Source organism: Melissococcus plutonius ATCC 35311, from assembly GCF_000270185.1.
GTDB classification, from domain to species: Bacteria; Bacillota; Bacilli; order Lactobacillales; family Enterococcaceae; genus Melissococcus; species Melissococcus plutonius.
This window is the reverse complement of record NC_015516.1, coordinates 39,881-61,981: the sequence shown is the minus strand read 5'-3', so window position 1 is coordinate 61,981 and position 22,101 is coordinate 39,881. Positions and strand designations below refer to the sequence as shown.

General features: G+C 31.0%; 21 protein-coding genes and 1 riboswitch. Of the genes, 2 read left to right on the top strand and 19 right to left on the bottom strand.

Annotation, left to right across the window (positions count from 1 at the left end; translation table 11 throughout):
* Window positions 1-189: 189 nt before the first annotated feature.
* On the top strand, window positions 190-924 hold the full coding sequence (locus tag MPTP_RS00245; protein WP_375782331.1) for a class A sortase: 735 nt from the start codon (window positions 190-192) through the stop codon (window positions 922-924).
* 405 nt (window positions 925-1,329) lie between these two features.
* On the opposite strand, the gene MPTP_RS00240 is transcribed toward MPTP_RS00245, so the two are convergent.
* The 4 genes from MPTP_RS00240 to MPTP_RS00225 all read right to left on the bottom strand — a co-directional run bounded on the left by MPTP_RS00240 (window position 1,330) and on the right by MPTP_RS00225 (window position 5,877).
* A complete protein-coding gene (locus MPTP_RS00240) occupies window positions 1,330-1,803 on the bottom strand; it encodes a low molecular weight protein-tyrosine-phosphatase (protein ID WP_013772989.1) in 474 nt (157 codons plus the stop codon).
* Window positions 1,804-2,021: 218 nt separating this feature from the next.
* The gene (gene efp, locus MPTP_RS00235; RefSeq protein WP_013772988.1) at window positions 2,022-2,585 is read right to left on the bottom strand and encodes an elongation factor P; all 564 of its coding nucleotides are present in this window, start codon (window positions 2,583-2,585) and stop codon (window positions 2,022-2,024) included.
* A 131-nt stretch (window positions 2,586-2,716) separates the two neighbouring features.
* Window positions 2,717-4,945, bottom strand: coding sequence for a glycoside hydrolase family 65 protein (locus MPTP_RS00230; RefSeq protein ID WP_013772987.1), 2,229 nt, complete (start codon window positions 4,943-4,945; stop codon window positions 2,717-2,719).
* Between the two features lie 260 nt (window positions 4,946-5,205).
* A complete protein-coding gene (locus MPTP_RS00225) occupies window positions 5,206-5,877 on the bottom strand; it encodes a C39 family peptidase (RefSeq protein WP_231849642.1) in 672 nt (223 codons plus the stop codon).
* A gap of 374 nt (window positions 5,878-6,251) precedes the next feature.
* Here MPTP_RS00225 and MPTP_RS00220 point away from each other — a divergent pair, with 374 nt between their 5' ends.
* Window positions 6,252-6,617 (top strand): hypothetical protein, encoded by a 366-nt coding sequence (locus MPTP_RS00220; protein WP_013772985.1) that lies wholly within the window; start codon window positions 6,252-6,254, stop codon window positions 6,615-6,617.
* Window positions 6,618-6,919: 302 nt separating this feature from the next.
* Here the strand turns inward: MPTP_RS00220 and thiT are convergent, their stop codons facing one another.
* The 15 genes from thiT to MPTP_RS00145 all read right to left on the bottom strand — a co-directional run bounded on the left by thiT (window position 6,920) and on the right by MPTP_RS00145 (window position 21,678).
* Window positions 6,920-7,522, bottom strand: coding sequence for an energy-coupled thiamine transporter ThiT (gene thiT / locus MPTP_RS00215; protein WP_013772984.1), 603 nt, complete (start codon window positions 7,520-7,522; stop codon window positions 6,920-6,922).
* A 53-nt stretch (window positions 7,523-7,575) separates the two neighbouring features.
* Window positions 7,576-7,676, bottom strand: a riboswitch (TPP riboswitch).
* A 129-nt stretch (window positions 7,677-7,805) separates the two neighbouring features.
* Window positions 7,806-8,627, bottom strand: coding sequence for a pur operon repressor (purR, locus tag MPTP_RS00210; protein ID WP_013772983.1), 822 nt, complete (start codon window positions 8,625-8,627; stop codon window positions 7,806-7,808).
* Between the two features lie 155 nt (window positions 8,628-8,782).
* Window positions 8,783-9,613 carry a metal ABC transporter permease gene (locus MPTP_RS00205; RefSeq protein ID WP_013772982.1) on the bottom strand — a complete coding sequence of 277 codons (831 nt, stop codon included), beginning with the start codon at window positions 9,611-9,613 and terminating at the stop codon, window positions 8,783-8,785.
* Window positions 9,586-10,266, bottom strand: a complete 681-nt coding sequence (locus MPTP_RS00200; RefSeq protein ID WP_013772981.1) for a metal ABC transporter ATP-binding protein — start codon at window positions 10,264-10,266, stop codon at window positions 9,586-9,588. The genes MPTP_RS00205 and MPTP_RS00200 overlap by 28 nt, the downstream gene beginning before the upstream one ends.
* Before the next feature lie 76 nt (window positions 10,267-10,342).
* Window positions 10,343-11,308: a metal ABC transporter substrate-binding protein gene (locus MPTP_RS00195; protein WP_041363445.1), complete on the bottom strand. Its 966-nt coding sequence runs from the start codon at window positions 11,306-11,308 to the stop codon at window positions 10,343-10,345.
* Between the two features lie 308 nt (window positions 11,309-11,616).
* Window positions 11,617-11,919: a Veg family protein gene (locus MPTP_RS00190; RefSeq protein ID WP_231849641.1), complete on the bottom strand. Its 303-nt coding sequence runs from the start codon at window positions 11,917-11,919 to the stop codon at window positions 11,617-11,619.
* Window positions 11,920-11,985: 66 nt separating this feature from the next.
* The gene (locus MPTP_RS00185) at window positions 11,986-12,543 is read right to left on the bottom strand and encodes a sigma factor (RefSeq protein WP_013772978.1); all 558 of its coding nucleotides are present in this window, start codon (window positions 12,541-12,543) and stop codon (window positions 11,986-11,988) included.
* Window positions 12,544-12,636: 93 nt separating this feature from the next.
* Window positions 12,637-13,167, bottom strand: a complete 531-nt coding sequence (locus MPTP_RS00180; protein ID WP_013772977.1) for an NYN domain-containing protein — start codon at window positions 13,165-13,167, stop codon at window positions 12,637-12,639.
* Between the two features lie 13 nt (window positions 13,168-13,180).
* Window positions 13,181-13,939 carry a 23S rRNA (guanosine(2251)-2'-O)-methyltransferase RlmB gene (gene rlmB / locus MPTP_RS00175; RefSeq protein WP_127468744.1) on the bottom strand — a complete coding sequence of 253 codons (759 nt, stop codon included), beginning with the start codon at window positions 13,937-13,939 and terminating at the stop codon, window positions 13,181-13,183.
* Between the two features lie 70 nt (window positions 13,940-14,009).
* Entirely contained in the window at window positions 14,010-14,408 is a 399-nt protein-coding gene (locus tag MPTP_RS00170) for a Mini-ribonuclease 3 (protein WP_013772975.1), read from the bottom strand.
* Window positions 14,405-15,814 carry a cysteine--tRNA ligase gene (gene cysS / locus MPTP_RS00165; RefSeq protein ID WP_013772974.1) on the bottom strand — a complete coding sequence of 470 codons (1,410 nt, stop codon included), beginning with the start codon at window positions 15,812-15,814 and terminating at the stop codon, window positions 14,405-14,407. The genes MPTP_RS00170 and cysS overlap by 4 nt, the downstream gene beginning before the upstream one ends.
* A gap of 490 nt (window positions 15,815-16,304) precedes the next feature.
* Complete coding sequence (gltX, locus tag MPTP_RS00160) at window positions 16,305-17,765, bottom strand: glutamate--tRNA ligase (protein WP_013772973.1); 1,461 nt, start codon at window positions 17,763-17,765, stop codon at window positions 16,305-16,307.
* Between the two features lie 522 nt (window positions 17,766-18,287).
* A complete protein-coding gene (locus MPTP_RS00155; protein WP_013772972.1) occupies window positions 18,288-19,427 on the bottom strand; it encodes a PIN/TRAM domain-containing protein in 1,140 nt (379 codons plus the stop codon).
* A 300-nt stretch (window positions 19,428-19,727) separates the two neighbouring features.
* Window positions 19,728-21,098 carry a DNA repair protein RadA gene (gene radA, locus MPTP_RS00150; RefSeq protein ID WP_013772971.1) on the bottom strand — a complete coding sequence of 457 codons (1,371 nt, stop codon included), beginning with the start codon at window positions 21,096-21,098 and terminating at the stop codon, window positions 19,728-19,730.
* A 100-nt stretch (window positions 21,099-21,198) separates the two neighbouring features.
* Entirely contained in the window at window positions 21,199-21,678 is a 480-nt protein-coding gene (locus MPTP_RS00145) for a dCTP deaminase/dUTPase family protein (protein WP_013772970.1), read from the bottom strand.
* Window positions 21,679-22,101: the final 423 nt, after the last annotated feature.

The window sequence follows — 22,101 nt, the reverse complement described above, 5'->3', positions numbered from 1 at the left end:
CCACCACCTAACAAAAATAAACATCATCTATTTATCATTTTACAATAATTTTCCAATAAATGCTCGTTTCTTTTCATTTAAAATTTTATTACAAAAGTAATAAAATTAATTGTTTAATTATTAAATTCTTTTCCTATATAGGCAATATTATTAAATTATGCTAAACTGAAGAAAAAGGAGAAGTTTATGATGACTAAAAACAAAAAAAGAAAATTGAAAAATTGGATAACTAATATATTATTATTCTTTTTATTGTCTATTGGCTTAATTTTAGTTTTCAATAATCAGATTCGTGGTTGGGTAATTAGAAAAAACAGCCAAGCTTATACAATTAATCATATCACTCCTCGAGAAGCTAAAAAGAACAATCAAAAAAAGGAACCATTTAATTTCAAATCAGTTGAGTCTTTAAGTAATCAGTCTGTTTTAAAAGCTCAATTTGAAAATAAAAAATTACCAATGATTGGATCAATTGCCATTCCAAGTGTTGAAGTTAACCTTCCTATTTTTAAGGGATTATCTAATGCTGCTTTGTTAAAGGGTGCAGGAACCATGAAAGCAGATGAAAAAATGGGAGAAGGAAATTATTCTTTAGCCAGCCACCGAACACAAGATGAACGGGTACTATTTACACCAATTGAACGAACATCCATTGGTGATAACATCTATATTACAGATCTAGAAAAAGTTTATACATATAAAATAGACTTTATAAAAAAAGTTTCTCCTACCCAAGTAGAATTAATTGATGATGTTCCCAATCAAAAATTAATTACATTAATCACTTGTGGTGATATAAACGCAGCAAGTCGAATTGCTGTTCAAGGAAAACTAAGTGCTGTTACACCTATAAAACAAGCTTCAAAAGATATATTAGATGCTTTCCAATTAGAACAAAGAACACTAAAAAGTTGGGTAGAATAATTTTTTACAAGCCAAATAAATAGGTTAACCTTTGTAGATACTTTTATATAAAATTGTATTTTTCAAAGAATTAATATACCTTAATTCCTTTTGATCGTTTAAGCTCTTTCAATTGACCTTGAAAGAGCTTTTTATCTATCATTGTTCACTAATAAATGAAAAGCTTAGCAAAAATAGACAGATTCTAAAAGATAAGCTAGGTTCTACATACAAGTAAACAGATATACTTATATCTATTTATCAAGCAAACTTTCTGATATTCTAGCATTGTTTATAAAAATGTAGGTTGAACAATGATTAAAAGTAAAGAGCAACAAAAGATAAGGATATTTTCATTTTGATTTCTTCATATTCTGCTCAATTAATTTTATACATTTATTTATTAAAATAACCCTTTTTCTTTTCTCATTCATCTTCAAGTTGTGGTTTTATTTTATTAAGCCAGGCATCTGTTCCCTTATCAACCATTTGAAACGTCTGATTAAAATTTCCTGTATAATATGGATCAGGAACTTCTAAACTTTCTTCGCCCTCAATAGGTTCCATAAATAAGTGAACCTTCTTACGTTGGTCGGCTGATGCTAATTGTGTTAAGTCTTCTATATTTGAATTATCCATACCAATAATCCAATCATAATAATCAAAATCATTTTTTGTAATTTGTCTTGCACGCATTTTTTCATAAGAAATATGTTGTTTATCCAAAATATTACGTGTTCCTCGATGTGGAATATTTCCTACTTCCCAACTACTCGTAGCGGCAGAGGAAACACTTAATTTATTGGACAGACCTTTTTGCTTAATTTTTTCCCTCAATACCGCTTCAGCCATAGGTGAACGACAAATATTTCCTAGACAAACAAATAAAAGATGCTTCAAAATGTCTCAACTCCTTCTTTAGCATTATTTGATAAATCATTTGAGTAAAAAGGGCTCTGAATGAAAAGATAAAAATAGTCAATAATTTTCAAGATATTATCAAAGTTTATTCAATATATAAAATATAGATTTTTATTAAAATCTATATAATTGAAAAGACCTTTAACTATAAATATAAAAATTAGGCATGAGAAAACTCTCATGCCATTTGTTTTGTTTTATTTATTGGCACGTTTTAAATAAGTACCTTCTTGTGTATTAATTTCTAATAATTCATCATTCTCAATAAAATCTGGTACGTTAACGACTAACCCTGTTTCCATGGTAGCTGGTTTGCCTGAACCAGTCACAGTTGCTCCTTTAATTGAAGGTTGTGTATCAACTACTCGTAAAGTTACAGTTGTTGGTAAAGTTAAGCCAATAACTTCAGTACCATAAAATTGAATTTTTACTTCCATATTCTCAAGCATATATTTTAGTTCATTTTCGATTAAATCAGTAGGTACTTCGTATTGTTCATATGTTTCAAGATCCATAAAATTCGCTACATTGTCTTGTATATATATAAATTGAACAGGTTTTGTGTCAATGTGTGCCTTTTGGACCTTTTCATCCGGTCTCATTGTAGTATCATAGGTTGCACCTGAACGTACGTCTCTTAACTTCATCCGCATAACAGTATTTCCCTTGCCGGGTTTATGATGGCTTGATTCTAATACCTTAATTAACTTGCCATCTTGTTCAAAGGTCATTCCTGCTCTTAAATCACTTGCTGCAATCATTCTTTATTCTCTCCTTTATCAAATAATTTTCATTCTTTCCCATTGTAGCAAATTCAATCTAGTTATACTAGCTGTTGTTTTTAAATAACTAATAAATAAAATCGCTCACTTGATTCTTTAAAGCAACATAGTTATTCTTTTTCCGCAAACCAGATAATAATCTTATTTTCTTGTTCTTCAATTGTTAATGCTTGTCCTTTTTTCTTTACATTGGCATGTATTTTATTCTCTATCAAATGAAATTCAATAATATTCTCTCTTACATTTAGTTTAAAACGCATCTCAGTCAATTCAACTGGCAAATTATTTTCTAATAATAAACGATCTTGCATAAAAGCTAAACCAGCAAATCCCACAATCATACTCAACCAGCTTCCTCCAAGATTTGCAGCATGTAGACCATCTTTTACATTTCCATGGATATCAGTTAAATCTAATAATGCTGTATCCATAAAATATTGATATGCCTTTTCAGATTGCTTAATCCTACTGGCTAGAATACTAAATATAGCATAAGATAAAGAAGAGTCATGCGTAGTAATTTTTTCATAATAATCATAATCTCTTTTTATCTGTTCCAAGTCATAATCTTGAGGAAAGAGTAACTCTGCCATTAAAGAATCAGGTTGTTTACATACTTGATATTTATATAGAATCATTGGATGATAATGTATTAATAATGGATAATTTTCTTTGGGAGTTCCATCAAATGGCCAGATTGCCTTATCAAAAAATGAATCATCTTGACGAATCAATTGTTTGTCTTCATCATAAGGAAAATACATCTTTTTTGCAGCTTTTTCCCAAAGTACTTGTTCACTTTCATCAATTCGTCCAGCGTACCTTTTAGCTAATTTGATTCCATAATTTAAATTATTTTGTGCCATTTTATTTGTATAATAATTATTATTGACCAATGCAGTATATTCGTCAGGTCCAGTGACTTCATTAATATAAAAATATTCTTTTCCATCTTTTAAAATCCACTCACCGTAGGATAGCCAAAAGCGTGCTGTTTCAAAAATAACTTCAGCGCCTTCATCTTTAATAAATTCATAATCACCAGTAACAATTTCATACAATTGAAAAGCATAACTAATATCTGCATTAATATGAACCTGTGCAGTTCCTGCAGGAAAATAGGCACTTACTTCATCTCCATTGATTGTTCGCCAAGCAAATAAGGCACCTGACTTTTGATTCATTACCCTTGCTCGTTGTTGCGCATTTGGAAGAATATGACAACGATAACGTAACAACTGACGAGCAACATCAGGCTGGGTATAAATAAAGAATGGCAGCATATAAACTTCTGTATCCCAAAAGTAATGACCTTCATATCCTTCACCCGTTAATCCTTTTGCAGGTAAACTTGTTTTTCCGTCTCTGCCAGCATTTTGAAATAATTGAAATAAATTAAAACGCAATCCTTTTTGCAAGTTTTCATTCCCAGTTATCTGAATATCACTTGTTTCCCAAAAATCTGTTAACTGTTCTTTTTGTCTTTTCATTAATTGATGATAATCGATTTTGTCAAATAAATTTTCAAATTTTTTAACTTCTTCATCTGTAACTTCTACCTGATTAAAAAAAGATGAAACACCAACATAGCTGATAGTGGTTGTTATTTTTTCAGGTTGTATCTCTAGATTTGTTGTAGAAAGCAGTGGATCTTTTAAATATTTATCTGTTACTGTTTGTTCTCCTTGAAATAATAGAAGTGATTGATTACTAAATTGTGTTGTTATTTTTGCAACATGCTTTGATAGATGACTTGTACTAAGTTGACTAATTGATTTTGCTACACGTGGGTCTGGCGTTTCGCTTGTCTTAACATTCATTTCTGATAATTTTTTAACATGTAAATTACGTTCAATTGTCAACTTACCGATAAAATTAGCTGCCTTCACACTATACTGACTAACAAAAATTTCTTGTTGTTCAAGTGAAACAAATGACTCAATCATTAAGTGAAATATTCGATCATTCGTTATCTCAATTTTATAGCTTTCATTTAAACTACCGGTCAAGAGATTTAACTCAAATGTTTCTCTTTCAATCAACCAATTTTCTTCATCAGAACGTTTGCCATCTATTATCAAGACAATCTCTCGTAATGATGGTAATTTTACGATGGTTTGATGACTTTTAGCAGAGCCATAAACCCATTCACCATAGATGATCGGTTGAATATCATAGAAGCCGTTGACAAAGGTTCCTGGATTGCCATTGTTATTCTTTTGTTTTATTGGCATGGAAGCTCGTACGCCAATATGCCCATTGCTCAATGTAAAGATTGTTTCAATATATTCTGGTGCTTTATTGCCAATATCTGTTAATTCTAATAGAAATGGTTGCACATTTTAACCTCCTAACTACCTTACAACTGAGTGACCAAAAATAGTTTTTTTTCAAAAATAAGCCAAAACTACTTATTTTTATTTTCTCATGCTTTAACTAATTTATCTAACGAAAAAAGCTTGAGTTCTGAAATAACTATATAAAAGAAGTCAAAAAAAATAAAACTTGATTTAAAAAAGAAAAAAGATCTTTAACTATCCGATTTTTTATTGGATAACTAAAGACTATTAATATAAGACCAATTAAGAATTATTGTTTTTTATGATGTATAAATTGCCCAGAAATTCACAGCATTTTCAAGCAATTCTTCCGACGTATATTTTCGAATTGAATGCCTTTTTTGCTCTGAATCATTTGGATCATTGATCCAAAATTGATCTTCTGATGTCCCACTTATAACCATAATATGACCTGTTCTTGTAAAGGTACCCGGTTTAACTGAAACAATTATTGGATGTTTTACATTTAAATGCTCTTTAACTGCTGCTATATTCACACCTAAATTTTCAAAAGTATATCCTTTGAATTGAGCATAATCTGAGAAGATATTCCAAGAAGTACCTTGTCCATCAACAAAATAGTTATTGCCAGCCCATTGAAGAATATCTGCCGGTGTCACTAATTTTTTGTCTAAAAATGAAGTAATCATAGCTAGTGAAGTCAATGCACACCCGTTAAATTCTATTGTATTATCTTTTTGTCCGTTATTAGTACCATAGCTCAGCTGTTTCCACTTCTTATCTGTTTGTAGGTATAATGGAATTTCCAAGTGTCCTTGTAATTTATTTTGCTGAATTTCCTGATTTACTATTTCTGAATAGATCAATTTTTTTGGTTTTTCTACTTTATTCGAATATTTTTTCTTTATTGTTATCTTATCTTTTGTTGCTATATTTTTAGCTGTGTCTTCTTTTAATCCTGATTTTATCAAAAACCTAATACCAAAAAATAGAAGAAAAATTAAAAGTAAAAGTGTAAGACATTTAGAAAAAAATTTTTTCTTCTTATTCATAAATCTCCTATCAATCCTTTTCATTCATTGAGAAAATTAATATTTTATATGGATATCCTATTTCTATTAAACCATGAATAACAAAAAATTTACATAAGTTTTTTAACTTTTATTAAATTTTAATCAATCAATAAAACTATTACTATTTTTTATAAAAAAATAGTAATTTATACCTTATTGTAAATTAAAGTTGAGATTTCTTGAATTATTTTTTAATATTCGTTAGAATAGAAACAACTTGATTATTAGCTGAAATCAGATTACAGTATACCTATAAAGGAGGGTGAAGAATATTGGAGAATAATTATAAAACAAAAATTCAAAATATCAAAAAATTAATTTTCCAATCTTCACAAAATTTCTTTTCAACATTTCTAGAGGATTCAAAAGAGAAAATACAAGAAGAACAAGAAAGAGAAGCTATTTTACAAAAATTACAATTAGCCTGTATTCAAAAGTCTTTAGTTGTCCTTCAATTAAAAGAATCACCTCTTGATCAGGAATTTGAAACTGTTTCTGGTTGGATTGTTTCAAAAAATATTACTAATTCCATTATGCTTAAATTACAGAATAATCCTCAACAGATTTGTATGATTCTTGTTGATCACATCATGAAAGTGAGCACATTAGCAAAAGATTCAGCTTATCAGATTAACTAATTTTCAAAAAATGAATCATCTTAAAATAAAATGTTAAACAAATTATTTATATATTAATTTTCTTATTCATTCAATTACTTGTGCTTCTTTTTTGTACTAGATAACCTATACAGCAAATTCTATTAGGATAATTAACTTTTAAGAAATTGTGTATTTTTTATAATGGATTATTTTTGTTTATCCAAATATTTTTCTTTTCTTCCTATCCACTAGATATAAAATAATAAAACATCGAATGAAATATTTCATTCGATGTTTTATTATCTACTATATTAAAGGGAAGAATAGCTAATATTTAAAAATCATTTATAGTTTTCTATCATTGAATGTGTTTTTTTAGGTAAGAACAATTGTGGCGCTACTCTTACTAGGATAACTAAAACAATACAGATATAAATAGCATTTGCTACTCCACTAGTTCCATTAATGATAAATGAATACCAATAAGGACTCATGCCTTTCGGTGCGTACATTCCCCAAACAAATACGCCTGCCAAAAAATGCCAAAACCATCTAGAAAATGCAGCAGTTATACCACCAAGAATAACAAAACAGCTGGCTTTTGTCATCTGCTTCAATTCAATAGTATTTTTTATTTGTCTAGAAAAAATACCACCCATTCCACCAAAAGCAAAAGCAAAGGGATATTCAAAAATAATCTGTGGGACAGAAATAAAATTTTTCATTGCATTACCTAAAACAATATTTAATAAACCCCAAATAAATCCAGCAGTCATTCCTGGCAGTACGCCACGTCGATAGGAATATAGCGCTAAAGGCACCAATCCTAAAGATAGGTCAAATGATGCATTTGCTGTTTGAATGGGAATAAATGACAAAGCCATTGCCATAGCAGCAATAATCGTGCCTTCTATCCAAACACCTAAATCTAATTTCCTTGTCAAAAAAAACTCCTCCTATGTATAGAATAAACCATTCATCAAAGGAGGAGCAATATTATCTACTCCATCACAATTCCTACGCACGTACTAACGTAACAGGTTCTAGGGTTTAGAGTCTTCTCATTCTCAGCCTCATCAGGCTCCCCCTTGTGACGGTATTCTATTTAATTTTTACTTTTATATTTTCTCATTCCTATTTGCAATTGTCAAATACATATTGAAATAAAATTAACAAAATGAATAATCTTTTCGTTAATTTTTTGAAAGAATTTATCTATAAATAAAATTATTCAGAAAAATAATTGCCAGGAACCACATTAATTGTTTTTGTATGGGTATCTACATCTTTCACGTATAAAAGCGACGTATATTCATTGTTAATGGCACGTTGACCATTAAATTTAGATTCAGCAAATACGGTGATTCCAACAAGTTCAGCTTCAAATTCTTCAATCATGCTCTTCATTCCATTCACAGTTCCGCCTCCTTTCATGAAATCATCTACAACTAACACTCTTGATCCACGTTTCAAGCTACGTTTTGATAATTCCATTTTTTCAATCCGCTCGGATGAACCAGAAACATAATTTACACTAACAGTAGATCCCTCTGTTATCTTGGAATCCCTGCGTACGATAACAAATGGTACATTTAAATAATAGGATACTGCCTGGGCAATCGGTACTCCCTTTGTTGCAACAGTCATGACCGCATCAATAGATTTTCCTAAGTATTTTGATGAAATAATGCGACCTACTTGACGTAATAATTCTGATTCACCTAGTAAATCAGATAAATAAACATAACCACCAGGTAATAGACGATTTTGTTCTGATAACCTGTTACATAATTCTAAAATGATTTCTTTAGCATCTTCATAAGAAATCTTGGGAATAAATTGAACACCGCCTGCTGCCCCGGAAATTGTTTCTAACATCCCTATATCACGTTCATTAAACGTTTTTTTAATAATTGCTAAATCTTCGCTAATTGATGATTTAGCAGAATAATAGCGTTCAGCGAAATAAGTTAATGAAATGAGTGTATTAGGGTGATTCAATAGATATTGCGTCATATCTATCAGTCGTTCACTTCTGCGAATTTTCAAATCTATCACTCCTTTTTTCTATTGCTCTTTATTATAAAGTTTTTTTTCTTAAAATTCGAGTATTTTTTCTATTTTGAAAAAAATTGTTCGCTGTTTATATAAAAAAAGAAGAATTAGAAAGAAAAACTTTCGATTTTTCTTCTAATTCCTTATCATTAATTATTTTTACTTTTTCTTCGTCTGATTAAAAATAACTTACGTAATCCATTTACTAATAAAAATAAAAGAATAAAAACTAAAGTAATACTGGCACTTGGTGGTGCTTCTAAATAATAAGAAGAAGTCAAGCCAGTCAACATACCAACCATACCTACAATCACACTAATAAAGATGACAATATTGAATCCTTTACCAATCCTCATGCCAATAGCAGCTGGTAAAACCATAATTGCTGAAATTAACAAGGCACCTGCAATAGGAATCATTACTGCAATGGAAACACCTGTAATAATATTAAACATCATAGACATCCAGTAAATAGGTAATCCATCTGCATGTGCAATGTTTTCATCAAATGTTAAAACATACATAGGTCGTTTAAAAAGAACAAATAAAACCGTTAATAGGATAAATAAGATAGCTAAAATGATGACCTGTTGCCAGCTAATAGTAACAATTGAACCAAACAAATAAGATTGAATGTTGACAGCAGAATTGCCGCCTTTAAGATTCGTTAGCACTAACGCTAAAGCTAGTCCACATGCCATTAAAATTGCAATAGAAATTTCAGAATAAGTACTATAAATTGTACGCAAATATTCTAAAAAAACAGCGGCAATAACTACCACAATCAAGGTTGTGATACTTGGGTTAACATTAAGAAAAAAGCCCAGTGCCACACCTGCTAGAGAAACATGTGATAAAGTATCAGCAATCAATGATTGTCGACGGATGACCAAAAACACACCTAGCATAGGTGCAATAACTGAAATAAACAGAGCAGCTAAAAAAGCTTTTCTCATGAATTCGTATGAAAGCAGCGCCATTGGACCCCTTCCTTTCTGACTAAATGAATTTGTCGATCAACATATTGCTGGATATCTTCATGATCATGCGTGATCATTAAAATCCCTTTATTGTGATTATGAGCATTATGTTGTAATAGACGATAAAATTTAATTCTGGATGCTTCGTCCATACCTGTCGTAGGCTCATCCAAAATGAAAAGATCAGGATCTGTAGCAAATACTCTTGCCAAACTAATGCGTTGCTTTTGTCCGCCGGATAGCTCTCCTACTCGCTTGTTTCGCATTTCCCACATATCAACTGATTTCAGTGCTTTTTCAACATGCTGATGATCTTTTGACGTAAGTGGTTTAAACCATCTATGACGTGGATATCTGCCTGATTGTACAAGTTCAAGTACTGTACTTGGAAATCCAGCATTAAATGAAGCAATCTGTTGAGGAATATACCCAATTGTCAATTTCTGATTCTTATTATTCTTTTTAGCTAGTTTAATAATACCACTTGTTGGTTTAAGAAGACCTAGTGTATTTTTTATTAAAGTAGATTTGGCCGCTCCATTTTCACCAGTTAAAATAACAAACTCGCCCGGATCAACAGAATATGAAACATCGGTTAGGATTGGCTCATCTTCATAACAAAATGATAGATCTTTAACTTCTATATAATGCATGACATTCTTCCTTTTTATAAATAAAAAAAGCAATATAAATTATAGTTATCTATTTTCAAATAATTTATTTACTCTGTTATTTAATACTTTTTTGCAATGCGTTTAAATTATCTTGCATGATAGTAATATAATTTTTTCCTGTTTTTTGCTCTTTTGTTGTTAAGCTTTCTATCGGATTCAAAACAGCAGTAGAAACATGTGTTTCATTGGCCAAAGCTTTGGTTACCTTGGAAGAAGCTGATGTTTCAAAATAGATGACAGAAATATGTTTCTCATTAATATAATGTTTTAACTCTGCCAACCGATTAGAAGATGGTTCCTGATCTGGAGAAATTCCAGCAATCGATTCTTGTGTTAAGCCATATTGTTTTGCTAAATAACCAAACGCAGCATGCTGAGTAACAAATGTTTTGTTTTTTGCTTGTGAGAAAGCTGTTTTATATTCTTTATCTAATTCTTTTAATTTTTTAAGATAATTGGAGGCATTTTTTGTAAATATCGCTTTTTTCTTTGGAAATTTCTTTATCAATGCATCACGAATAGCTATAACTTCTTTCTGGGCTAAAACAGGATCTAACCAAACATGGGGATCTATCTCACTTTCTTTTGAATCATGTTCATGTTGATGATTATGATGATCTTCAGAATCATGATCATGCTTGTGTCCTTTCATTAAGGAAATCGACTTACTTGCTTCAACGACTTCTGTTTTTTGGTCATCTACACTTTCTAAAGCTTTATCAACCCAGGTTTCCATTTCATGATTATTATAAACAAAGACATCTGCATCATAAACTTTTGTCAGGTCTTTTACACTTGGTTCATAGTCATGAGGTTCAGTCCCTGCTGGCGTTAACAATGTAACATCTGCTTCATTTCCAGTAATATTTTTTGTAAAATCATACATTGGATAAAATGTTGTAACAACTTTTATTTTTTCATGTGCTTCATTGTTTTCACTCTTTTTCGAACCACAACCGGTAAATAGCAAGGTTATACCACACAACAAAAGTAAACTTAATGCATAATGACGTTTCTTCATGTTCAATTAGCTTTCCTCTTTTCAATTTATTTTCAAAATGTAATTATTACGATTTAAAAAAAGATTAACAGATACCTGACTAGTTGTCAAGCTAAAAATCGATAAAAAATTGCTATTTTGATTTAAATAAACCTAAGAATAGAAGTTGGGGCCTATAGAATAATAAACAACTATCGCCATCTATTATTTATTCAATTAAATAAATTGATATAAAAATGTTATCAGCTATTTAAAAAAGAGAAACAAAAAATGAGTAGAATTATAAATTTCTACTCATTTAGTTCTCTTAATTAATGATTAAATTGTAATTATACAGCTTCACTAAGAAATTCAATTTCAACTGTATGTGTTAGTACGTCCGAATAGCTATAAGAAACGCGTTCAAAAGAATTTTCATTGGGATCTAGATCCACAACAAAAACAGATGGATAGGTTTCTGTTAAAATACCCTTGCGTTCAGTTTGGCGTTTCCTACCGATTTGCGCAATAAGCATAATCTCACTACCTATACGGTTTTCTAGATTTTTTTTGATTGAAGCTAAAGTTATTGGCATCCCATTCACCTCAGCCATTATTTTATCACACATTGTAAAATAAATCAAGTTTACCATAAAGTTAGTTGAATTGCAATACAAATAACTTGTTATTTTTTAATAATTTCATGCAAACTTTCAACATTACTCAACCAATATGTCTTTTAACTTACGTTTTGCTCGGTCATAAGCACTACGGGTATTCAGCATTTCTGGTTGATCTTCTGCAATAGTTGATAGTTCCTTACCATTCATGTATTCTGAGAAGATCGTACATTCAAAGGAAGATAGTGTCATTGGAAATGCTTCTAGTTTCTCACGCATAATCATATAATCTAGAGAGTTTAAATTTTCAACACCTAAATAACTTGCCCATTCACCTTCTTGATTCTCAAGTTTTTGTTCTAGAGAAACGGCCATTGTATCTGCCGTTCGTTTGTAGGCACATTGTTTTCGAACCAAACTACGAATATGATTTTCAAAATTCAATTTGAAAAATTTTCCAATTGTTACCTTTCGATCAGGCTGATAATTTTTTAATGAATGATAAAAACTAATACGTCCCTCTTGTAACCAGTCTTCATTATCATAACCTTTTAAGTAATATTTTTTAGATAATTTATAAACAATTGGATGATATTGGCGATATAAATGATTAAATACTTCCTCATTTCCCTCAATAGCCGCCTTAATATTTTCCATACTTTCTCTGCCCTCCAATCAACGAAATATTTTGAATTCATGATTATAGTGAGCATAGCATGGGATATTTATGGGACTAAAGTGAATGAAAAGTTAATTGTTTTTTTTAGATAATTCTTCCAATTTTTTAGTTAATTTTTCCATTTGTTCTAAATTCCAAGGTGAGTTTCGCTGAAATTGTTGAAAATGAATATCCCTTGAGTGTAATGCAATCGTTTTTTCTGATTTTTTTATTAACTGATAAAGCTCTCTAGCAGAAATTCTTAAAGCACCTTTTGAAAAGACCATCCATTGTTCTGCTAAATCACTTGTAGCAACGGTTACTTGTGTTAAATGATTATTTTTTTCACCAGCGATACGTTCTATATAACTATCTGCTGTTTCGTCTTCTTTTGTAAAAATAACGGTTAAACGAGATTTTTTATAAGTTTGTTGGATCCCAGGAACAAGTTGTGCATCAAAAACAATAATAACCTCAATTCCCTCATATTTAGCATAATTTGATAAACGATTTAATAAATCATCTCTAGCATCTTCTAGTTTGTCTTGTTTTTTTAACTTTACAAGCTCTGGCCAGGCACCAATCATATTATACCCATCAACAATTAATAGATGTTCTTTCATGTTTTCACCTACCTTATAATGGATAACGTTTGCGGTAAGCTTCATACATCAATAACCCAGCAGCTACACCGGCATTCAAACTTTGAACGTGACCAGACATAGGAATAGTAATTAATTCGTCTGCTTCTTTTTTCAAACCTGCACTTATTCCCTTGCCTTCATTACCAATAATTAAGGCAAGGGCACCTGTTGCATCCCAGTTTCTATAATCTATTCCAGTCATATCCGTTCCAAATATCCAAAACTGCTGTTCTTTCAATTTTGCAATAATTTGAGATAAATTGGTAACACGTGCTACCGGTATATATTCTACTGCACCAGTAGATGTTTTTGTAACTACTGGCGTAATACCAACGGAACGATGTTTGGGAATAATGATGCCATCAACACCTGTTGCATCTGCCGTCCGAAAAATAGAACCAAAATTATGAGGATCTTCTAACCCATCTAGAATCAGAAAAAAAGGCGTCTTTGTTTTGACTTTTACCTGTTCTAATAATTCATTTAATGAAAGATATTCATAGGCTGTTATAGCTAATACCATTCCCTGATGTACCCCTTGGTTACTCCACATTTCAAGTTTGGTTTTAGGCACCCATTTTACTGGCAATGATCTTTCTTGTGCTAACTGTTTTAGTTTATCTATCTTTTCTCCCTTACTATCTTCTTGTAAAAATAGCTTATTCCCACGTCCTTGTTGAATAGCTTCAACAACTGCATGATAACCAAAGACAAAATTGTCTTCTTCAGTAGTAATTCCTGTCTTTTTCATCTTTTTTTGTTCATTTTTTGCTGTATTTTTTTCTTTATATCTATGTTTGTTTTGCGAAATTTTTGATTGTTTATTTTTCATTTCTATTGCCCACCTTATCGATACACCAATTAATCAGTTCAGCCATACGTTCTGTTTGATTCGTTAAATGCAAATAACCCATCAAAGCTTCAAATCCAGTCGCTATGCGATAAGTTGTTACATCTGCATTTTTGGCAAACGTATGACTTTTTGCATTGCGTCCTCGTTTATAAAATTGAATTTCTTCTTCTGTTAATAATTTGGCATCTAACATTTCCAGAATTAAAAAAGCTTGAGCCTTAGCAGATACATAATGGGTCGCTAGGCGATGTAAGGTATTTGGCTTTGTTTTTCCCTCTTTAATAAGGTAATCACGAATATAGACTTCATAAATTGCATCCCCAATATATGCTAAAGTTAGACCACCTAATTGTGTATAGTCTTTCATATTCTTCTCCATCTTGTCCCCTGTTTTGTATCTTCTAGCACGATACCTTGTTGATTTAATAAATCACGAATCTCATCACTACGACCAAAATTTCCTTCTTTTCTGGCTTGTTCTCTTTCATTAATTAACTGATCAATATCTTGATCGATCAATACTTCTGAAGAAAAGAAGATACCAAAAATAGCCAACCATTGTGTAAAATAAGTTAATGTTTTTTCAATAACCTTTTTGGAAACGGCCTTTCTTTCACTATATAGGTTCATCCATTTTGCCAGTTCGTAAACAATTGTAATCCCATTTGCTGTATTAAAATCATCATCCATTGCTTGAATAAATTGCCCTTTAAACAAATTTAATGTTTCTAAGTCATTTTCATCTTCTGTCAACTGTTCTAAAGTATCATTTTTTCTAAATGTTAAGTTATTAAAAGCATTTTGTAATCTTTTAAGATTACTAGCTGCTTCTTTGATGGTTGTTTGACTATAATGAATGGGATGACGATATTGTGTCGTTGACATGAAAAAACGTAACACCTGTGGATCAATGGTTTGAATAAGTTCATGTACAGTCACAAAGTTTCCAAGTGACTTACTCATTTTTTCATCGTTCTCACCAACAGTCACATAGCCATTATGCATCCAATAATTGACAAAGGTTTTTCCAGATTGTGCTTCACTTTGAGCAATTTCATTTTCATGATGAGGAAATTCCAAATCTTGCCCTCCACCATGAATATCAATTGTTTCACCTAGATGTTTCATCGCCATTACTGAACATTCGATATGCCAACCAGGACGTCCTGCTCCCCAAGGTGAATCCCAAGAAATTTCACCTGGTTTAGCTTTTTTCCATAAAGCAAAGTCTAATGGATCCTCTTTCAAACTTCTTTCTTCCCCAGTTCGTTGGCTAGCTCCAATCTCAAGATCATCTATAGATTGGTGACTTAATTCACCATATTGTTTGAACTTATAGGTTCGATAATAAACATCTCCCTGTGCTTCATAAGCATAACCTTTTTCAATCAACTGTTGAATAAAAGCCAAAATATCTGGGATATGGGTCATAACACGTGGGTGACAAGTTGCTGGTTGAATATTTAAAGCATTGCTATCTTCTTCGAAAGCATGAATGAACCGACTGGATACAGCCTCTGCAGTTATCTTCATTTCCTTGGCTGCGCGAATAATTTTATCATCAATATCGGTAAAATTAGAAACATAATTTACTGTATATCCTCGATACTCAAGATAGCGACGAATCGTATCAAATGCAATTGCGCTACGAGCATTGCCAATATGAATGTAATTATAAACAGTTGGTCCACAAACATACATACGGACTTTATTCTCTTCAATAGGAATAAAAGGTTCTTTTTTACGTGTCAATGTATTATAAATTGTAATCATTGAATTTCTCCTTCTTATTTTATTAGAAAGGTATAATAAAATATTTTAAATTCATTTTTTATTATCTTGTAATTAGTATCAGCTAAATTCGTGAACCTACCTAGCTACCAATAATTATTATCTAAATTTAATTTGTTGTTAAAATTAAACGATTGATTCATCCTTATTTTATCAGAAAAATTGAAAAAAATGGTGTTCATTCTTTTTAAAGCATCAATGAATAGTAAGGAAAATGAGAATTCATATAGTATAAAGAAGAACGTCTTTTAAATATCAGCATTTAAAAGACGTTCTTAGATCTTATTTACTATAAAATCTTTTTATATCCTTAGTACACTTTAATAGAGAAAAGCATTTCTAACCTGATACATTAATGCATTAAAATGCAATGAACGGTTCATTAATGGGAAATTTTTTTTAGTTATTCATGAATTAACAAATTGATTCAGTTATTCATCGGAAATTTTTCCATTTTTATTTAAAAACCGTTTTAGCTAAGCACATTATTTAAATGATTTAGAACCTTTTCTTTTCCTAACAATTCAATCGTTTCAGCTAGTTCTGGTCCATGTGTTTGTCCTGATACAGCAACCCGGATAGGCATGAAAAGTGGTTTACCCTTAATTCCTGTTTCTTTTTGAACTGTCTTAATTGCTGCTTTTATACTAGGAGCATCAAAAATTACTAATTTTTCTAATTGGTCTTTAAAGTTCGATAGGACGATTGGTGTGGTTTCTCCACTTAACGCTTCTTTTGCTGCATCATCAAGAACGGGATGTTCATTGAAAAATAATGCAGATAAATCAACCATTTCTGCAGCATAACTCATTTGAGGTTGATATAGATGAACCATATTTTCCAGCCATTGGATCTTCTCTGATGATGGCTCTTTTTCTACCCGTCCATCAGCGATTAAGTATGGTATACACATCTCTGTTAATTCATGTAAATCCATTTTTTTCACATATTGATTGTTTACCCAAGCTAATTTTTTTGCATCAAAAGCAGCAGGTGATTTACTTAAACGTTTTGGATCAAACATATCAATTAATTCTCTTTGTGAAAAGATTTCTTCTTCGCCTACTGGAGACCAACCTAACAATGTCGTAAAGTTTAACATTGCTTCTGGTAGGTAACCTAGTTCACGATATTGTTCAATAAATTGTAAAATTGTTTCATCACGTTTACTTAATTTTTTACCAGTTGCGGCATTAATGATTAATGTCATATGGCCAAAAATAGGCGGTGTCCAACCAAAAGCTTCATAGATCATTAATTGTTTTGGTGTATTAGCAATATGATCGTCTCCACGTAGAACATGGGTAATTTTCATAAGATGATCATCAACAGCAACCGCAAAATTATAAGTTGGCATACCATCTTGCTTTTGAATGACAAAATCTCCACCGATATTGTCAGACTCAAAAACAATCTCTCCCTTAACCATATCATTAAACGTATAAGAAGTATTTCTAGGGACACGAAAACGAATAACTGGAATTAATCCCTTAGCTTCATTTTCTGCTTGCTCACTTGGTGTTAAATTCGCACATTTACCAGCATAATGCGGCATTTCACCAAGTGCTTTTTGACCTTCTCTTTCTTCTTTTAATTCTTCAGGCGTACAATAACATTTATAAGCACGATTACTGCTCAAAAGTTGATCAATTAAAGGTTGGTAGATATCTTTTCGCTCAGATTGACGATAAGGGCCGTAGGCTCCTGGATTGTCAGGTGATTCGTCCCAATCAACACCTAGCCATTTTAAGTTTTCAAGCTGACTTTTTTCACCGCCTTCAATATTTCTTTTTTGGTCGGTATCCTCAATTCGAATAATAAAATCTCCATCATTGTGGCGAGCAAATAGATAGTTAAATAGTGCTGTTCTTGCATTACCAATATGTAAATGCCCAGTTGGACTTGGTGCATAGCGTACGCGAACCTTAGTCATAATTTGTATCTCCTTTTCTTCCTTTAAATTTACCTCAAGTTAATGAAATAGACATTATATTTAATAATTTGATTCAAATAACTAATTAAAAAGTATACTTGACTACTTATTTCAATATGAATGATTCATTCTTTTATTACTTATTATTTTTTATTTAGATAAATTCTTCAATTTTACTTTAAATGTACCTATTTTAACCATTCAGCTATGATTGTACAATCAATAAAGCCAATAGTAAAGCCATTGTTCACAATTTTTCGTTGTTTAAATCCATTTAGTTGGATTGTTAAGAAATGGGAACGACATTCAACTAACTAAAAAACTTTTTCTTTGTTAGTAAATAGTTATTTTCCTAATCTTCATAAAAGAAAGTAGTTTTACTTATTATTATTTACTAGTGAGTATTCTCTTCATATTACCTTGTTAAATTTAACAAAGTACAAGAAGAGAAAGAAGAATTTTTAGTCATTCTTCTTCATTCTCCTAATGATTTTTAAATAAATCTATAGTTATATTTTTTAATTAACTTTCTTCACTATTTTGATCATTTTCTTTTAATTCCGAATGTGTATCTTGGTTAGAATTTGTCGGTCTAGCAAAAATCATTCGCCCAGCTGCCGTTTGTAAGGCACTTGTCACTGTCACTTGAAGATGTTCATTCATATGATTTTGTCCCTCTTCAACTACTATCATTGTGCCATCATCCAGATAAGCTACGCCTTGCTGCCTCTCTGTTCCAGCTTTTACCACCATTACTTCCATAGTCTCACCGGGAATAACCACTGGTTTCACTGCATTTGCTAAAGCATTGATATTTAAAACGGGAATGTTTTGAAACTCTGAAACCTTATTTAAATTATAATCATTTGTAACAACAATACCATCTAGTAATTTTGCTAATTTTATTAATTTACTATCTACTTCTGTTATTTCTTCAAAATCACCATCATACATTTCTACCGAGATATCTGATTCCTTTTGCAGTGCATTCAAAATATCTAATCCACGGCGACCACGTACACGTTTTAAGTTATCTCCTGAATCAGCAATATATTGAAGTTCATATAGAACAAAATTAGGAATAAGTAAAATACCTTCTAAAAAACCAGTTCTAGCAATATCATAAATTCGACCATCAATAATAACACTTGTATCTAAAATCTTATATTTATGAAAAAGATTAGTAGTTGTATTGTTCTGTGATTTTTCCATTTCATTTGTATTTCTTTTTTGTTTAGATACAAAAATTTTTCGCCAATCTTCATGTCTTTCGGCACCTACGTGGAATCCTAAATAGCCAAGTAGAATCATCAATAAAATTGGAACTAAACTATCTAAAATCATAATATTTAAATTATATAGTGGGATTGAAATAATTAAACCAAATGTTAATCCAATAATTGCACCAAGACTACCAAATAATAAATAAGTCAAACTAATTTTGTTTAAATAAGCTTCTAATTTTTTAATGCACATGATAATATATTTTTCTACTAATAAAGATAAAATAAAAAAAATAAATGCACCAAATAACCCATTGGTAAAAGTGTTCAACCAATGATTATTCCCTAAATTTACTGCTTGCCAAATAGGTGGTAAAAAGGCAATTCCCAAACTAATCCCAATCAGGATCATTAGCAACGTAATGATACGTTTCTTCATACATTTGTCTCCTGTTCCCTTTTATTTTTATAGTTATTTTTAGTAAAAAATTATTATGCTTTTATTAAAAGAAATTTAGCTATATAATAATTTAAACTATAAACTTATATTATACGTCCTGATAAAAAACTGCCAACTTTTCGACTATTTTATTTTTTCATAGCATCTTTATAAGAAATAAGAGTAAGAAAAAGTCATTCATAATCTGTTTTAAAATTATTAAATATAAAAAATTAGTCAATGATAAAAGAAGCATTCTCTATCATTGACTAGTTTTATTTCTAATTATTTTTCTTTGTCTCATTGAAAGATTTTTTTAATGGTTTCAGAGATCGTCATAACACCAACTACTTCAATCCCTTTAGGTGGCGTCCAACCGCCCAAATTATTTTTCGGTAAATAAATTTTAGTAAAACCTAGCTTTTGAGCTTCTCGGACACGTTGTTCCACGTTTGCCACACGTCTAATTTCTCCGGTCAAGCCAATTTCACCAATAAAACATTCTGAAGCTTTTGTTCCTTTTTCTTTGTAACTAGAAGCAATGCTTACAGCTATCGCCAGATCAATTGCTGGTTCATTAATTTTTACCCCACCAGCTGCCTTTAGATAGGCATCTTGATTTTGTAAAAGTAATCCGGCTCTTTTTTCCAAAACAGCCATGATTAATGAAACCCGATTAAAATCTAATCCAGTAGTCGTTCGCTTAGCAGTTCCAAAAACCGTTGGTGTTATTAAAGCTTGAATTTCTACCAAAATAGGTCGAGTACCTTCCAAGGCAGCAACAATGGCAGAGCCTGCATCATCTGCCAAACGTTCCTCCAAAAACGTTTGTGAAGGGTTAGTAACCTCAGTTAAGCCATAATCATGCATTTCAAAGATACCAATTTCATTGGTTGAACCAAACCGATTTTTGACAGTACGTAAAATCCGAAAGGTATGGTGCTTGTCTCCTTCAAAATATAAAACCGTATCAACCATATGTTCTAGCATTCTTGGACCGGCAATTGATCCTTCCTTTGTGACATGTCCAACAATAAAAATAGCAATATTATTGGTTTTAGCTAGTTTCAACAATTCAGCTGTCGTTTCTCGAACTTGGCTAACACTGCCAGCAACACTGGTTATATCAGGTTGCGTCATCGTTTGAATAGAATCAATGATGACATAATCAGGCATCAATTCTTCAATGGATTTAGCAATGCTTGACATATCAGTTTCTGCGTATAGATAGAATTCTGTATTGATTGTTCCCAATCGTTCAGCACGCATTTTAATTTGTTCTGCGCTCTCTTCACCAGAAACATAGAGGACCTTGCCACCAATCATTGCCAATTGTTGGGAGACTTGTAAAAGCAAGGTTGATTTTCCAATTCCAGGATCACCGCCAATTAAAAGGAGAGATCCAGGCACAACTCCTCCACCTAGAACACGATTTAATTCTGCTAATTGCGTTTTTATTCTTGGCTCTTTTTTAGGAATAACCTCTGTTAATCGTTGAGGTTGCACTTTTTTTCCTGTTAAACTAATTCGTGTACGTCGATCAGTTGTATCTTGTATGATTTCTTCGGTCATTGAATTCCATTTACCACAATTAGGACAACGTCCCAAGTACTTCGGAGATACATAGCCACAACTTTGACATTCGAATTGACTTTTCGTCTTTTTCGCCATTTGTACTCTCCTTTATTCCTTGTTCGAAAAATTTAGATTTCATAAATTTAGCTTATAGCTAAGCTAGTATAAAATGATCACTAAATATTAATCATTAATTTTAATTTTTTCCGGATGAACCAAAACCACCAGAACGTTTTTTACCTATCTGATCATCATCTGTTAATAAAAAAGACTTAAAAATCCCTTGTCCAATACGGTCACCTTTTTTAATCATAACATCTTCATAGCCAAAATTTAAAAATTGAAACATAATATGACCTTCATTTGCTTCGTTATTATAATAATCACTATCAATTACTCCAACACCATTCGCCAATAATAAAAAATGTTTTAATGGATTGGATGAACGATTATTCAATTCTAAATATTCATTTTTTGGTATATAAGCCTTAATACCAGTTTTAACCAATACGGGTTTTGGTGCTATTCCCTTTTTATGTAAGGTCCAAATACTTGGAACAGTGCTATCCTCAGCAGATTCAAAATCATATCCAGCTGCCTCTGCTGTGGCACGTCGTGGTAAATTTATACCTTGTGTCTGATAATCAGAAATAATTTCAAATCCTCGAATTTTCATTAAATAAATTCTTCCTTTCTTATAAAAGCTACGCTCATTTTACCATATCTCTTTTAAAAAAAATGACTTCTACTAAAAGGATGATTTTTTCATTAAACAAATACCAAAAATAGGTCATTGTATAATTTTGTGGATACTGTATTAAAAATTAGATAATCAAAATTTTTATCCACAATTTTTATAATTTTAAAATGAATAGATAAATAATAATAATTTTTTCAATTTTATAAATAAATTTTATTAATTCCTTATTTTTCAGATTGATAAATATTGATTAATCAATATTTATGAACAAAAATAGGTAAATTCATTTAAGGTAATTATACTATTTATTTTTAATAAAATTAACTTATTCACAAAATATCCACAAGCTAATCTGACTTTTAAACATGTTATCCACATTCAAAATCTATATGACCAATT

Coding starts and splice junctions, on each gene's coding strand:
- MPTP_RS00245 (WP_375782331.1), top strand. CDS start 190: ATGACTAAAAACAAAAAAAGAAAATTGAAAAATTGGATAACTAATATA.
- efp (WP_013772988.1), bottom strand. CDS start 2,585: ATGATTGCAGCAAGTGATTTAAGAGCAGGAATGACCTTTGAACAAGAT.
- MPTP_RS00205 (WP_013772982.1), bottom strand. CDS start 9,613: ATGGCGCTGCTTTCATACGAATTCATGAGAAAAGCTTTTTTAGCTGCT.
- MPTP_RS00200 (WP_013772981.1), bottom strand. CDS start 10,266: ATGCATTATATAGAAGTTAAAGATCTATCATTTTGTTATGAAGATGAG.
- MPTP_RS00195 (WP_041363445.1), bottom strand. CDS start 11,308: ATGAAGAAACGTCATTATGCATTAAGTTTACTTTTGTTGTGTGGTATA.
- MPTP_RS00190 (WP_231849641.1), bottom strand. CDS start 11,919: ATGGTAAACTTGATTTATTTTACAATGTGTGATAAAATAATGGCTGAG.
- MPTP_RS00185 (WP_013772978.1), bottom strand. CDS start 12,543: ATGGAAAATATTAAGGCGGCTATTGAGGGAAATGAGGAAGTATTTAAT.
- MPTP_RS00180 (WP_013772977.1), bottom strand. CDS start 13,167: ATGAAAGAACATCTATTAATTGTTGATGGGTATAATATGATTGGTGCC.
- rlmB (WP_127468744.1), bottom strand. CDS start 13,939: ATGAAAAAGACAGGAATTACTACTGAAGAAGACAATTTTGTCTTTGGT.
- MPTP_RS00170 (WP_013772975.1), bottom strand. CDS start 14,408: ATGAAAGACTATACACAATTAGGTGGTCTAACTTTAGCATATATTGGG.
- cysS (WP_013772974.1), bottom strand. CDS start 15,814: ATGATTACAATTTATAATACATTGACACGTAAAAAAGAACCTTTTATT.
- gltX (WP_013772973.1), bottom strand. CDS start 17,765: ATGACTAAGGTTCGCGTACGCTATGCACCAAGTCCAACTGGGCATTTA.
- MPTP_RS00155 (WP_013772972.1), bottom strand. CDS start 19,427: ATGAAGAAACGTATCATTACGTTGCTAATGATCCTGATTGGGATTAGT.
- radA (WP_013772971.1), bottom strand. CDS start 21,098: ATGGCGAAAAAGACGAAAAGTCAATTCGAATGTCAAAGTTGTGGCTAT.
- MPTP_RS00145 (WP_013772970.1), bottom strand. CDS start 21,678: ATGAAAATTCGAGGATTTGAAATTATTTCTGATTATCAGACACAAGGT.